At 45.8% G+C, this 14422-nt stretch carries 13 protein-coding genes; 11 read left to right on the plus strand and 2 right to left on the minus strand.

Annotated features, from left to right (window positions below):
- Positions 1-7 precede the first annotated feature (7 nt).
- The 5 genes from cdaA (at position 8) to DWW77_RS10355 (ending at position 7189) form a co-directional block, all read left to right on the plus strand.
- The gene (cdaA, locus tag DWW77_RS10335; RefSeq protein WP_015527426.1) at positions 8-892 is read left to right on the plus strand and encodes a diadenylate cyclase CdaA; all 885 of its coding nucleotides are present in this window, start codon (positions 8-10) and stop codon (positions 890-892) included.
- Positions 873-2174, plus strand: a complete 1302-nt coding sequence (locus tag DWW77_RS10340; RefSeq protein WP_059086146.1) for a CdaR family protein — start codon at positions 873-875, stop codon at positions 2172-2174. Before cdaA ends, DWW77_RS10340 begins: the two co-directional genes overlap by 20 nt.
- Before the next feature lie 58 nt (positions 2175-2232).
- A complete protein-coding gene (locus DWW77_RS10345; RefSeq protein ID WP_015527424.1) occupies positions 2233-2496 on the plus strand; it encodes an HPr family phosphocarrier protein in 264 nt (87 codons plus the stop codon).
- 52 nt (positions 2497-2548) lie between these two features.
- Complete coding sequence (locus tag DWW77_RS10350; RefSeq protein WP_022426960.1) at positions 2549-5470, plus strand: L,D-transpeptidase family protein; 2922 nt, start codon at positions 2549-2551, stop codon at positions 5468-5470.
- Between the two features lie 171 nt (positions 5471-5641).
- Entirely contained in the window at positions 5642-7189 is a 1548-nt protein-coding gene (locus tag DWW77_RS10355; protein ID WP_022426961.1) for a glycosyl hydrolase, read from the plus strand.
- Between the two features lie 43 nt (positions 7190-7232).
- Here the strand turns inward: DWW77_RS10355 and DWW77_RS10360 are convergent, their stop codons facing one another.
- Positions 7233-7571: an EamA family transporter gene (locus tag DWW77_RS10360; RefSeq protein WP_015527421.1), complete on the minus strand. Its 339-nt coding sequence runs from the start codon at positions 7569-7571 to the stop codon at positions 7233-7235.
- Positions 7564-7914 carry an EamA family transporter gene (locus DWW77_RS10365; RefSeq protein WP_015527420.1) on the minus strand — a complete coding sequence of 117 codons (351 nt, stop codon included), beginning with the start codon at positions 7912-7914 and terminating at the stop codon, positions 7564-7566. The genes DWW77_RS10360 and DWW77_RS10365 overlap by 8 nt, the downstream gene beginning before the upstream one ends.
- Positions 7915-8082: 168 nt before the next feature.
- Between DWW77_RS10365 and DWW77_RS10370 the strand changes: the two genes are divergently transcribed.
- From DWW77_RS10370 to rfbC, 6 genes are all read left to right on the plus strand, one after another.
- Positions 8083-9015: a glycosyltransferase family 2 protein gene (locus tag DWW77_RS10370; protein WP_015527419.1), complete on the plus strand. Its 933-nt coding sequence runs from the start codon at positions 8083-8085 to the stop codon at positions 9013-9015.
- Positions 9015-9986 carry a hypothetical protein gene (locus DWW77_RS10375; protein WP_173758256.1) on the plus strand — a complete coding sequence of 324 codons (972 nt, stop codon included), beginning with the start codon at positions 9015-9017 and terminating at the stop codon, positions 9984-9986. Before DWW77_RS10370 ends, DWW77_RS10375 begins: the two co-directional genes overlap by 1 nt.
- On the plus strand, positions 9983-11275 hold the full coding sequence (locus tag DWW77_RS10380) for an ATP-grasp domain-containing protein (RefSeq protein WP_022426963.1): 1293 nt from the start codon (positions 9983-9985) through the stop codon (positions 11273-11275). Before DWW77_RS10375 ends, DWW77_RS10380 begins: the two co-directional genes overlap by 4 nt.
- Before the next feature lie 88 nt (positions 11276-11363).
- Positions 11364-12494 (plus strand): dTDP-4-amino-4,6-dideoxygalactose transaminase, encoded by a 1131-nt coding sequence (gene rffA / locus DWW77_RS10385; RefSeq protein WP_021651902.1) that lies wholly within the window; start codon positions 11364-11366, stop codon positions 12492-12494.
- Positions 12495-12512: 18 nt separating this feature from the next.
- On the plus strand, positions 12513-13829 hold the full coding sequence (locus DWW77_RS10390) for a D-alanyl-D-alanine carboxypeptidase family protein (protein ID WP_022426964.1): 1317 nt from the start codon (positions 12513-12515) through the stop codon (positions 13827-13829).
- Between the two features lie 27 nt (positions 13830-13856).
- Positions 13857-14414: a dTDP-4-dehydrorhamnose 3,5-epimerase gene (gene rfbC / locus DWW77_RS10395; protein ID WP_015527414.1), complete on the plus strand. Its 558-nt coding sequence runs from the start codon at positions 13857-13859 to the stop codon at positions 14412-14414.
- The last annotated feature ends 8 nt before the right edge of the window (positions 14415-14422 follow it).

The following is a 14422-nucleotide window of genomic DNA, read 5'->3' on the forward strand; positions in this document are numbered from 1 at the left end:
GAGACTTATGCAGAATGTGCTGACAGTTGTGGCCGGATATCTGGGGAAGATTTCCCTTCCGGGATTTGGCGTGATAGATATCATTGAGATCGGACTGATTTCCTTTTTTGTATATCAGTTTATGGCATGGATTAAATTTACACGTGCATATACCCTTCTGAAGGGCATTTTGATCGTCCTTGGATTTATCCTGGTCGCATATATCTTCAAAATGAATACGATCCTCTGGATCTTCCGGAACCTGGCTAATGTGCTGGTGATCGGTGTGATCGTAATCTTTCAGCCGGAGCTGAGGAAGGCGCTGGAGCAGCTGGGACAGAAGAAGTTTGTTTCCAACATTATTCCCTTTGATTCCGGCAGGGAAGTGCAGGAGCGTTTCAATGACAAGACTATCAACGAACTGGTAAAGGCCTGTTTTGATATGGGTGAAGTTAAGACCGGAGCACTGATCGTGATCGAGGAAGAGATCCGGCTTGACGAATATGTGAGAACCGGTATCAATATTGACGGTATCCTTACCAGTCAGCTGCTGATCAATATTTTTGAGCATAATACACCTCTTCATGACGGAGCGGTGATCGTGCGTGGGAACCGTGTAGTAGCAGCAACCTGCTATCTGCCTCTTTCAGATAATATGGAACTGAGCAAACAGCTGGGAACAAGACACAGAGCAGGTGTGGGTATCAGCGAAGCTACGGATTCTCTTACGATCATTGTTTCGGAAGAGACAGGACAGGTTTCAGTGGCCAGAGGCGGAGAACTGTCCAGAGGGCTTAACAGCAAGCAGCTTCGTGAAGTACTTGTTTCTGCTCAGAATAAAAAGGTTGTTGACAACGGTAAGCTGAGAAATCTGCTGAAAGGGAGAGTGAAACATGAAGAAAAATCTGACTAAGAACATCCCTTTGAAGATCATGTCGATTATTGTGGGAATCCTGGTGTGGCTGATCGTAGTAAATGTTGATGACCCTATCATTACGAAAGGCTTTGTGATCTCAGATGTGCAGATCATTAACGAAGCTTATGTGGATCAGCTGGGTGAGATGGTCATGCAGGATGACCGTGAAAATTCCGTACGTGTTTATATTACAGGTGATCGGAAGACAGTCAACCGTCTCACCTCAAGTGATATTAAGGCAGTTGCGGATCTGCAGCAGGCCCAGTCTACCGATACAGATCCTGTAATGATTCCCATTACAGCGACCTGCTCCGGGATACTGCCGGAAAACATTAGTGTATCACCGCAGAATCTGAGTGTCCATCTGGAAAAAAAGGTGACCAAAGAATTTGCGATCAATGTTACCAGTGATGACAGCAAGCCGGCACAGGGGCTGGAGATTGCTTCGCTCACCGCAAATCCGGAAAAAGTCCGTATTACAGGACCGGAATCTCTGGTTGGTAAAATAGATAGTGTGAGTGTGGATGTAAGTTCAAAACTTGACGGGATCGATCAGGATACGATGATCACGGACGCAGAACTGACTATCACAGATAAGAATCAGGACACTCTTTCATCAAATTCCATGAGCTATCTGAAATTTGACAACAACGGAAAGGTTAATGTCACGGCAAAGCTCTGGAAGGTGCGTTCTGATATACGGATCAGTGCGGGATATACAGGGGAACCAGCAGAAGGCTATGTTGTGGATAGTGTCACAACAGTACCGGAGACTTTCAGCGTAGCCGGAAGTGAGGAAGCACTGAACAATCTGAAACTTCAGGGAAATACCATTTATCTAGACAATGAGAATGTGGATATTTCAGGAAAGAGCAATGACGTGGAAAAGAAAGTAAACCTGTCAGAGCTTCTTCCGGATGGCCTCAAGCTGACATCAGGATCCAGTACGGACCTCTGGATCACAGTCAATATCCTGCCGGAGGGCAGTAAGATATACAGCTTCCCGACAGAGGATATCAAAGTAAAGGGTCTGCCTGATGATCTGCAGCTGGCATTTGAAGTTGCGGATATTGAACTGAAGGTGCAGGCGGAAGAAGGAGATCTTTCCCAATTTGATCTGAAGTCGGTGGGAGCAGTACTTTCCATGGATGACTGGGAGGAGGGAAGCTACGAAGTACCGATCAAAATCAGTCTTCCGGAAGGCTACAAGCTGCTGGAGGATGTAACCGCCGAGATCAAAATCTCCAAGGTTTCCAATGTAGACAGCAGCAGTCAGTAAGTAATCACAGCTTTGGACAAGGCTTGAAGGATAAGTAATATAAAGGGAGACAGCAGCAATGTTAAGTTATAAGGTAACGGTCAGGAACCCGTCAGGGCTTCATCTTCGTCCCGCAGGGCTTTTGTGCGGCGAGGCAATAAAATACAAATCGTCCATAACATTTCAGTATGCCGGAGGTACAGCGAATGCCAAAAGTGTTCTGAGTGTTCTGGGTGCCTGTGTTAAAAGCGGGGATGAGATCACACTGGTCTGCGAGGGTGAGGATGAACAGGCTGCGATAGATGCGCTTGTGGCTCTTATCGAAGGCGGACTGGGCGAATGATACGTAACAGATACAATAATTATTTACAGCAGCATGATCAGGAGGGATTATTGTGAAGAGAAGAGTTGTGGCAATTTTTCTCAGTCTGACATTATGCATGGGCGGAACTTTGGAAGCCGGCGCTGCGGCTTTGGAAAGTACAGACGTGCAGATGGCAGCAGAGACAGCCGGCGATCCGGCTGAGGATGTATTCAGTGATGAAGCGGAAACGACTGTACAGCAGCCGGAGACAGAAGCGGATCAAACAGGTAGTACTGACAGTACAGACAGTTCAGAAGAAACACCTGTTACACCGGAGAACCCCGCAGAGACACCGGATGTTATAGAAACACCGGAGATTACAGAGACACCGGAAACTACAGAAGCACCGGAGGCTACAGAAGCACCGGATGCGACAACAGAAGACAGTACAGATCCGGGCGATGATTTCAGTGCAGGTGATGCACAGGAACTGGATGCACCGTCAGCAGATACCGCAGTACAGAACAAAGTAGAGAACAACAAGGCAGAGGAAACTTCTGCTACCGGAGCATCACTGGTAAACGGTGTAGTCGTTGCCAAGACAAGTGACTGGGTTTCTGCAAACGGTTTTTACAGACTCCGCAAAAAGAAGGTTGCTGCATCTGCAGCCCCGGAGGGAAAAGCTTCTGAGGATCCTGCAGAAAGTAGCGAAGAAGAGCAGAAAACAACAGTTGATGAAACAGCTGCAGCAGCACAGGAGGTACAGCAGACTGAAGAGCTTCCGGATGGTGCAGCAGAGAGTGAGCAGGCTCAGGTACTCCAGAATGAGTCAGCAGAAGGAGAGCAGGAGACTGCAGCAGAAGAAGTTTCTACAGAGGAAGTATCCGCAGCAGAAGCTTCTGCAGAGACAGCATCCGCAGATGTAGTGTCTGCAGAGGAGACATCCGCAGAGACAGCACCCGTAGAAACAGAGACGGCAGTCGAAACATCAGAGAGCGTAGATAACGCAGAGACTCTTGCCCAGGATGAAGGGAACGCTTCTCAGGTATCAGAGACAGGTTCCATCGAAGATAATTATTTTACTGCGCAGGATGGTCTTCTTAAGATCAATACCAACGGACATGTGGGATATTATCTTTTTAATGAAGACGGATATCTGGTAACCGGCCGTATGACCCGTGAGCCAGGTGCAGCAGGTTATACCGGAACACAGAAGACAGAATGGTATTTCCTCGAAAACTCCAAAGCTTCCCTGTATTCGGATTCCACCGGAAAAGCAATCACACCGTGGACATCCAATCTTGGCCAGCAGAAGAGAAATTACTGGTTATGGACAGGAACTGTTTTCCGCTATTATAATTCCCAGGGTGATTACAAATCCATAGAGGCTCAGAACCTTGTAGGCAAGATCAAGAAGATCGGAAATGCTTATTATACACTGATGCGTAACGGAAAACCGCGAACAGGAATCCTGAAGCTGACAACCGGTTCCACAACATATCAGTATTACTTCCAGCCGGCATCAAAGGCAGGAGAGATTCCAGGAAAGCTTTTTTATGGCGGATGGACATATGTTTTAAACAGCAAAAATCAGAAACGTTTTATCTATTGTAGTCCGAAGGCTGCCACACGTGGACAGATCATGAAACATGGAGTTTATGTATCACCTGTAATGTCCAAGAAATATCGATATATGCTGAATGCCAGCGGCTATGTTATGACGAATACAATGGCGAAGGCGCAGAATAACGCATATTATGTTTCAGACAGCAAGGGCCGCATCATTACAAAAAAACTTGTGAAGTATAAAGGCAGCAGATATTATTTCGGAGGCAATGGCCAGAGAGTTTCCTGGAAGAACTGCTGGCATGGCTGCCCGGGTGCATCCAACAAGATTTATTATTTCGGAAGCACAGCAGGAAAAGTTGTTGAAAAATATGGCTGGCAGAAGGTGACCGACGCAAAAGGCCAGTTCTTCGGATGGTTTTACTTTGACAAAAACGGAAACCACTATAAGAGCCAGATGATAACAAACAAGTCCTCCAAAAAGAGCTATTACTTTAATAGCACAGGACAGCTTGCAACAGGAAAAACAAAGATCGGCAAAAAATACTATTTCTTTGCAACATCAGATGCCAATGCGCACAGAGGCTGGATGTATAAAAGTACATTGATCCGTTACCAGAATAAGTGGTATTATGCAGGCGGCAACGGTGTTCTGAAAAAGTCAGGCTGGCAGAAGGTAGGTAAATACTGGTACTATCTGCAGAACTATACCGTTGTGACAAATAAATCCATGAAGCGTGGTTCCGTAAATGGTTATCTGGACAGCCAGGGACGTTTTTCCACCGGCTGGGTGATCGTCAGCGATTACTATGATCAGGTCAAATATATCGATCCGGACAGCGGTTCCAAGTATCTGACCAATACAAGCAGATGGATCGATGGAAAACTGTATTACTTTGATAAGGATGGTTACCGCCGCAATGATGTTTCCAGTATTTACGGAGGACCATATTACCTGGAGGTTGATAAGACCAACGGTGTTATGACTGTATACACAAATAGTAGCAAGACGATTCCTGTTAAGACAATCCGTGTTTCTGTAGGTCTCTCCGGAACACCTACATGGGATGGTACATACAGACTGACCCGCAGTCTGAGATGGCAGCCACTGATGGGACCGTCCTGGGGACAGTATGGAACACATGTTGACGGATGCGGACAGGGAGGAATCTTTATCCATTCCGTAGCCGGATCGACCAGGAGTGTTTATAATCTTCCGGCAGGCGAGTACCTGAAGCTTGGTCAGCCTGCATCTCACGGATGTATCCGTACCTGTGTGGCTGATGCGAAGTGGGTATTTGAGAACTGTAACGGTTCTACGATCCACATTTACAGCAGCGGAAATTACGTTAACAATGAATCCTTCAAGGGACCGTTAGGCCGCAGACCGCTGGCAACCTTCCGTGGAGCCGGAAACTTTGATCCTACAGACCCGGAAGTTCCGTGATCTTTACCGAACAGTACCAGAAAGAAATATATAGAATAACGGAAGACCGATGTTCAGCTGTATGAAGCTGACATCGGCCTTTTTCCATATATGGCTTTACTTTCCATTTTTTCATATGTATAATAAAAGTCATGCACAAATAAACAACATAATTTATGGAAGGAAACTAAAATGAAAAACTGGAAGAAATGGCTGGTGGCAGGCTGTATGGCAGCACTGCTGGGAATAGGAACAATGGGAACTACAGCGATGGCCATGGGCGGCGGAGGCGTAGACCGAAGCGAGGCAGTTGCTGAGGAAGAAAAGGTCCCCAGCGGGAAGGCAACACAGAATTCCAGGGTAAGTTCAAAGGCCTGGAAGAAGATCAACGGTGTCTGCTATAACGGAAGCGGCCAGAAGCTGGAAGGTGCTGTCACACGTGGAATCGATGTTTCTGAGTGGCAGGATACCATCAACTGGAGCCAGGTCAAAAAATCTAATGTAGATTTTGCCTTTGTCAGGATCTCCTATGGTCTGAACCATCTGGATAAGACATATGATTACAACATGAAACAGGCAGAGAAGGCAGGAATTCCGACAGGAACCTATGTGTACAGCCTTGCGCTGAACACACAGCAGGCACTGAAGGAAGCGCAGCTTGCTATCCGTAAAATGGATGGATATAAAGTATCCTATCCGGTGGTTTATGACATTGAATATGATCAGATGCGCAATCTTTCCGCATCACAGATCGCAGATCTGGCAAAGACCTTCTGCAATGAGGTAAAAAAAGCCGGATATCATCCAATGATCTACTGCAATACAGACTGGTATGACAACAAGCTTGACTGGAGCAAGATGACAGGTTATGATGTATGGCTTGCGCGGTATGGTGATACGATCCCGGCTCCTGACAAGAAAAAGTACAAATATACCATCTGGCAGTCCACCGATGGTGACGGTGGCGGATATCTGAATACCACCAAGGGTCTGGTTGCGGGAATCCCGTCTTATTCTACTGTAGATATTGACTTCGGTTATGTTGATTATACCAAGATCATCACATCCAGATGGCATGCACAGACCGGATACAAGGCATCCACCAGACCGGATACCAGCAACTATAAAGGAAAAACCGGCTGGGCAACAGAGAACGGAAAGAAATTTTATTATGTCAATGGTGTCAAAAAATACGGCTGGGTTCAGGTGAAAAATAAGAAATATTATATCCATAAGACCGCAGGAATGTGCCGTTCAAAGCTGATCAGGGATTCCAAGAATATTTCCAGATATGTAGACAAAAATGGAGTCCTTGTGAAAAATACTTGGATCACCTATAAGGAGAAAAAATATTATTTTGACAAAAACGGACATGCATTAAAAGGCATGAAAAAGGTTGGAAAGAACTATTATTATTTTCAGGCCAAATACGGATACATGATGAGACATGTGCGGTACATGAACAGCAGGAATGATGTATATTATTTTGGCGGTGACGGCGTTATGGTCAAAAAGGTATTCTATACATGGAGCGGAAACAATGAAAGCCATACCTATTATTTTGGCTCCAATGGAAAGATGCAGAGAGGCTGGCTCAAACTGGACGGAAAGAGATATTATTTTGATCCGGAAACAGGAATCATGTACAAAAACTGTACTATTGAGAAAAACGGAAAGAGCTATACATTCGATGAAGATGGTGTATACACAACTGTATCCGTAGCAAATAAGAAAAAATAAAAAAATGCCGGCAGCGAATATAAAGCTGCCGGCATTTTTATGATCATAAGGTATAAACAAGGATTCCCAGGATGATGATCAGATTTCCGATGATCTTTCCGCGTGAAATCTTTTCTTTCAGGATCCGCCAGGAAAACAGCAGGACAAAAACATAGGCGGCAGTATCAATCACCGGTCCGAATTTCATATCCACTTTGGTGTAGCACCAGGTATTCAGGAGCAACACTCCAAAAAAGATACCATAGGCCAGGATCACCCTCCAGTTCAGATATTCCCGGAGGGGATTTTTGTATTCCATATTGGCACTCTGCTTCAGAAGTACCTGGGAAATTGCCGAAAAAAAGGTTCCTGCCAGCATGATCAGCATAAACGTTCTATTCATATCTCTGCACCATCCAGACTCCGATCAGAACGATCAGGATGCCGATGATGTTCTGAAGCGAAAGATTTTCGTGAAAAATGATCACAGCCCATACCTGGGACCACAGAAGATAGACGCTTTTGTTGGCGTAGGCCGTGGAAAGGGAAAATTTTTTGATCACCTGCTGCCATGCAATGGCGTAGATCCCACAGTTTGCGATCATAAGAAAAAGAAATACATAGAGAAGAGGACTATGAAGCCCTTCTTTATTGTAATAAACCGATGCAAGCTTGGAAAAAACGCTGGTAAGAGAAAACAGCAGGATATTCAGATGAAGCTGAATATAATCTTTGATTTTTGTCATGTTTCCTCCATATCATAAATGCGATTATCATAGACTGATAATCAATATATATCATCCGGCAGGTTTATGCAAGAAAATGTTTGAACAATGTAACGGTTTACAACAGGAAATGAAAATGATAAGATTAAACGATAAGTGTCAATTGATACAAAAGAGAGGAAAAACGATATGTGTTTATATTCAGTGGTTGTTCCTGTATACAATTCAGAACATACGCTGCAGGAACTGTACACCCGTCTGGAAAAAGTATTCCGGGAAACGATAAAAGAAGAATTTGAACTGATCCTTGTAGATGACGGGTCCAGGGACCGGTCTTTTGCGGTTATGCAAGAACTCCGGGAAAAAGATCCCCGTGTCAAGATCATCCAGATGGCAAGGAATTTCGGACAGCATCCTGCGCTTCTGTGCGGATTTGCCCATGCAAAGGGAGAGTTCATCGTAACTATGGATGATGACCTTCAGCATCAGCCTGAGGAGCTCCCCAAAATGATCAATGTAATGAAGGAACGTGACGATGTGGATGTGATCATTGCAAGCTATGAAGGACGTAAGCATAATCTGATTCGGAAGCTGGGCACAAAGCTGTCTGTATGGGCAACTTCCAAAATGCTCGGCAAGGATCCGAACCTTCAGATCACCAGTTATCGACTGATCCGCCGGTTTCTGGTGGAAGCCATGCTGAAGACCAATACATATCTTCCGCAGATTGGAAATCTTCTGGTTTTAAGCTCCAACCGTATCATCAATGTTCCGGTGCAGCATGCAGCACGTGCATATGGAAAGAGCGGATATTCTTTTCGCCGCCTTGTGAAGGATCTCATCTATGATATTACTGCCCATACGGCATTTCCGTTGCTTATGGTGCGAAACATCGGCATTGCCAGTTTTCTGGTAAGCTTTTTACTGGGGATCTATTATCTGGTGAGATATTTTCTGTGCGGGATCTCAGTGGAAGGTTGGACATCTCTGATGCTTGTGATGCTGGCATTTTTCGGACTGACATTGCTTTCGATCGGGATCATCGGTATTTATCTCATGAATATTCTCAATGAGGCCAAAAAGATGCCGCACTATGTGATCCGTCAGGAGGAGACAGACTGATGAAAAAAGAGATCGGCGGCTATCTGGAACTGGAAGAACCGGCGGGACAGGAATACTATCCGGATCTCTGCGGCGTGAATCTCGGAAGAACAGCGCTTTTGTGGCTGATGGAAGCACGCAGGTGCAAAAAGATCTACCTGCCATTTTTTCTCTGCGATTCCGTAACCGGTGCCTGTGAGAGGTCCGGGGCAGAAATCGAATTTTATCATATGGATGAAGGTCTGCATCCGGTTCTTGAGGAGAGAACTCTTCCGGAAGGAGAATATCTGTATCTGGTAAATTATTATGGCCAGCTTACTGATGATAAGATCCGGAAATATAAAAAAATCTATGGAAATATCATTGTGGATCATACGCATGCGTTTTTTCAGAAGCCGCTGCCGGGTGTGGACACTCTGTACTCCTGCAGAAAATTTCTCGGAGTCAGTGACGGAGCATATCTGTCTACCGATGCGGAACTGGAACCGGAAAAGAAGCCTCTGGACCATTCCATGGGAAGAATGGAGCATATTCTGGGACGTTATGAATATGATGCCGGAACCTTCTATCAGAAAATGCTGGATAATGCAGCAAATTATCATGAGATGGAGATCCGCCGAATGTCCCGTCTGACCGGAAACCTCCTCAGGACTATGGATTATTCCGGTATCAAAACAAGAAGAGAACAGAACTACCGTCTGCTGTCGCAGCTTCTTCCTTCAAGGAATGCTTTTACAGGGGAGGTGCCGGAGGGACCGTTTGCCTATCCGTATTATCATAAGAACGGATTAGAGCTTCGACGCTGGCTGGCAGGCCGGAAGATTTTTGTGCCGACAAACTGGCGTAATATCCTGGAAGAATTTGACAGGGATACCATGGAATATGACTGGGCTGCCAATGTGCTGCCGCTTCCCTGTGACCAGAGATACGGGGCAGAAGAAATGCAGTATATCGCGGATTCCATAAGAGAATGGGAGGAAACGGAATCATGAAACACAGATTGCTGATACTGGGAACGTTGGGAGAATTTGAGCAGCTGGTGCAGAAGGCCCGCGAAAAAGGATACTACACCATTGTCTGCGACGGATATCCGGATGGTCCGGCAAGAAAATTTGCAGATGAGGCATTTCAGATCCCGGTAACAGATACGGAACGGATCGCCTGTCTCTGCCGAGAAAAAGAGATCGATGGGATCATCACATCCTTTTCCGACCTTCTTCTGGAATGTATGGTAAAGATCGCGGACCGGGCAGGAATCCCCTGTTATCTGAAACCGGAGCAGCTTCCCTGGTATCGTGATAAATCAGCGACCAGAGCACTGCTTACTGAACTGGGACTTCCCACTCCAGGCTTTCGAAAAATCCCGATCGCATATTTTAAAGACAGGTCCAAAAGAACTCAGCTGCAAGAGCTGCTTGAGGGACTTCGTTATCCGGTGGTCAGCAAGCCACTGGATAAATACGGCTCCCGCGGGATCTATATATCCGAAGATCTGGAGGAGCTGATAAACGGGGCAGAAAAAACAGCAGGATTTTCTGATATGCCGGAGATTTTGGTGGAAGAATATAACGATGGCTATGAATTCAATATGATGACCTGGGTGCGGCATGGAAAAGTCCATGTGATCAGTATTGCAGACCGTGAAAAGACATTTGTTGCCAAAGGTGAGATCCCCATCAGCACAAGAAATGTGTATCCTTCCAGATTATTGTCAAAAGTTGAAAAGCCTGCCACAGAACTTCTTCAGGCATATGCGGACAGAACCGGTCAGAAAGACGGAGCCCTTTCCATGCAGTTTTTCTGGAAGCCGGGAGAAGGTATCCAGGTCTGCGAGATCGCCGCACGATTTTTCGGATATGAGCATGAATTGACCGATATGGTCTATGGCTTTAATATGGAAGAGCTTCTTCTTGCATCTCTCTATGATCCGGATAAGCTGGAAAAAATGCTGGCAGAACACGATGTTCATAAACCACAGTGCTGTGGAGCTGTCATTTATTTTCAGGGAAGGCTTCTTACCATCGAAGATCAGTCTGCGGCAGTCCGGCTGGGAGAGAAAGAACAGGTGGAAAAGCCCTGGATCTTTTATCAGGAAGGAGAGAAGGTCATTGAGCATGGCCCTAATCCGTATCTGGCATTATATTATGTAAAAACAGAGAATCGTAAGGAAATGGATCTTCTCACAGAAGAGTTTTATGAGGAAATGCATATTCTGGATCCCAACGGCCAAGAGGTGGCATACCATAATCAGATCCCGGATTATGCACCGGCAGAAAAATAGGCATTGAATTTACAACATGAGTGTGAGAAAATGGAATGTGCAGTTAATGTAGAAAAACCATGAAGAATAAGAAATAAAGAGGAAATACATGATTGATTTTAACAGACCTGCGTTTACAGGTAAGGAATTTGAGTACATCCGTGACGCAGTAGAACGGGGAATGCTCTGCGGCGACGGGATCTACACGAAGAAATGTTCTGCATGGATGGAAGAGCGCTTTCATGTGGGTCATGTGATGCTGACAACCTCCTGTACCCATGCACTGGAGATGGCTGCTTTTTTGGCAGATATCCAGCCTGGCGATGAGGTGATCATGCCGTCTTATACTTTTGTATCAACGGCAGATGCCTTTGTGCTTCGCGGTGCAAGAATCGTATTTGTGGATATCCGGCCGGATACCATGAATATTGACGAGAAGCTGATCGAACAGGCGATCACAGATAAGACCCGCGCGATCGTTCCGGTCCATTATGCAGGAGTAGCCTGCGAGATGGATACGATCATGGAGATTGCCGGAAGACATGATCTGAAGGTAGTGGAAGACGCGGCCCAGGGTGTGGATGCCTACTATAAGGGAAAAGCCCTTGGTACTATTGGAGATTTTGGCTGCTACAGCTTCCATGAAACTAAGAACTATACCATGGGAGAGGGCGGTGCGATCCTGTTCAACGGGGAGCAGTACCTGGAGAAGGCAGAGATCCTGAGAGAAAAAGGAACGGACCGCAGTAAGTTTTTCCGTGGTCAGGTAGATAAATACCGCTGGATGGATTATGGATCATCCTATCTTCCGAGCGAATTGAATGCGGCATATCTTTATGCCCAGCTGGAGCAGCATAAGAAGATCAGCGATAAGCGGATGCAGATCTATGATTTTTACAATGAGAACCTCAGGTTTCTGGCGGAGGAAGGAAAGATCCAGCAGCCTTATGTACCGGAAGAATGCACACATAATGCACATATGTACTACATTAAGGTACATGATATCCAGGTACGCACAAGGCTTCTGAAATATCTCCGCGAAAAGGATATCTGCAGTGTGTTCCATTATGTACCCCTTCATTCCGCACCGGCAGGAAAAAAATTCGGAAGATTTTCCGGAGAAGATGTTTATACTACAAAAGAAAGCGAGCGTCTTATGCGACTGCCCATGTTCTATAATCTGGATATGGAGGATGCGAAGAGAGTTGTGGATGCGATTGCTTCCTTTGACGGGTTTTAACAGAAGAAGGGGAGAGCTATGAAAAAAACAAAAAAATTACTGGCAGTTTTCGCAGCAGTCAGTGTGGCGTTGATGCTGCCGTTACAGACCATGGCTGCAGTGGATCTGAATGCGAAATATGATATCAGCACCAACCAGATCCAGGGATGGCCGGCAGGACCGGATATTACCTCAGATACCGGTATCCTGATGGATGCAGACACAGGAGTTGTTCTTTATAACAAGGGCGGAGATGAACAGAGATATCCGGCCAGCATTACCAAGATCATGACCTTGCTGGTGGCAGTGGAGAACTCCACCATGGATGAGAAGGTGACCTTTACAGAGACCGGGGTGCGTAATGTTACGGCAGATTCCAGTAATATCGGCACAAAGGTGGGCGAAGTCCTGACTATGGAGGATTGTCTTCATGCTCTGATCATCCAGTCTGCCAATGACGTTGCGGCACAGATCGCAGAGCATATCGGCGGGACAGAGCAGGCATTTATCGATATGATGAACCAGCGCGCCAGTGAGATCGGATGTACCAATACACATTTTGCAAATTCCAGCGGACTTCCGGATGATAATCATTATTCTTCAGCACGGGATATGGCGCTGATCTTCCGAGAAGGCCTGAAAAATGAAACATTCCGTACGGTCGTGGGCACACCGGACTATATCATCCAGCCTACAAATATGAACAGCCAGCAGAGGATCCTGCATACCCATCATCCTATGTTTGCACCGGAAAGCGGATTTTACTATGAAGGCTGCATTGGTGGAAAAACCGGAACTACCGTTGCGGCAGGGCATACACTTGTCACAGGAGTGACCAGAGATAATACCACATATATTGCAGTGACTATGCGTGGAACAGAGCTTTCCAATTCCTGTATGGACAGTACAGCTATGTTTAATTACGCATTTGAGAATTTCACAAAAACAGAAGTAAATGGCGGCTATGTATTCCTTCCAAAAGGGGTGGAGCTGAATTCCCTTACCGAGAAGTCAGAGAATACCAATGGGAAAACAGAAACCGGTTACTATTTCGGAGATTATCTGATCGGTACCGCAAGTGTTGCACAGGCAACTGATACACCGGTACCGGAACCGACCGCGGCGGCAGAGGACAGCCAGGAAGCGGACAGCTCCGAAGTGGAAGCTTCCACAGAATCAGCAGAGGAAGATAACAGCAAAACAACAGAGAAGAGTACAGCCGGAGAGAGTACCAGCGAAAAAAAGAGCATTCCTGCCCTGCGTAAGATCCTTCTTATGATCATGGCAGCGATGATCCTGATCCTGATCGCCCTTCTTGCGGCTCTCAGAATAAAAGAAAAGAAACATCACAAATAAATCAAAACAGAAAAGGAGAAAGAAAAAATGGGAAAAATAAAAGTAACACAGTGCGGAGATATTGAAGGACTGAAAGTGATCGAGCCAACTGTATTTGGTGATTCCAGAGGATATTTTATGGAAACATACAATTATAACGATTTCAAGGAAGCAGGCATTGATGTGGAATTCGTTCAGGACAATCAGTCCAGCTCCCGTTACGGTGTTCTCCGCGGACTTCATTTCCAGATCAGCTATCCCCAGGATAAACTGGTACGTGTGGTAAACGGAGAAGTGTTTGATGTTGCGGTTGACCTTCGTGAAGGCTCCAAGACCTTTGGAAAATGGTATGGTGTAGTCCTTTCCGCAGAAAACAAGAAACAGTTCTTTATTCCTAAGGGATTTGCTCATGGTTTCCTAGTACTTTCCGAGAATGCAGAGTTCACCTACAAGTGCTCTGATTTCTATCATCCAAACGATGAGGGCGGACTGATCTGGAATGACAAGGACATTAACGTTGAGTGGCCGATCCCGGAAGGCATGGAGCTTATTTTCTCCGACAAGGACCAGAAGTGGGGAAGCTTCGAGGAATATAAGAATCGATAAGGAATTGC

Origin of the sequence: Ruminococcus sp. AF17-12, from assembly GCF_003479245.1 — a bacterium.
GTDB classification, from domain to species: domain Bacteria; phylum Bacillota; class Clostridia; order Lachnospirales; family Lachnospiraceae; genus Blautia_A; species Blautia_A fusiformis.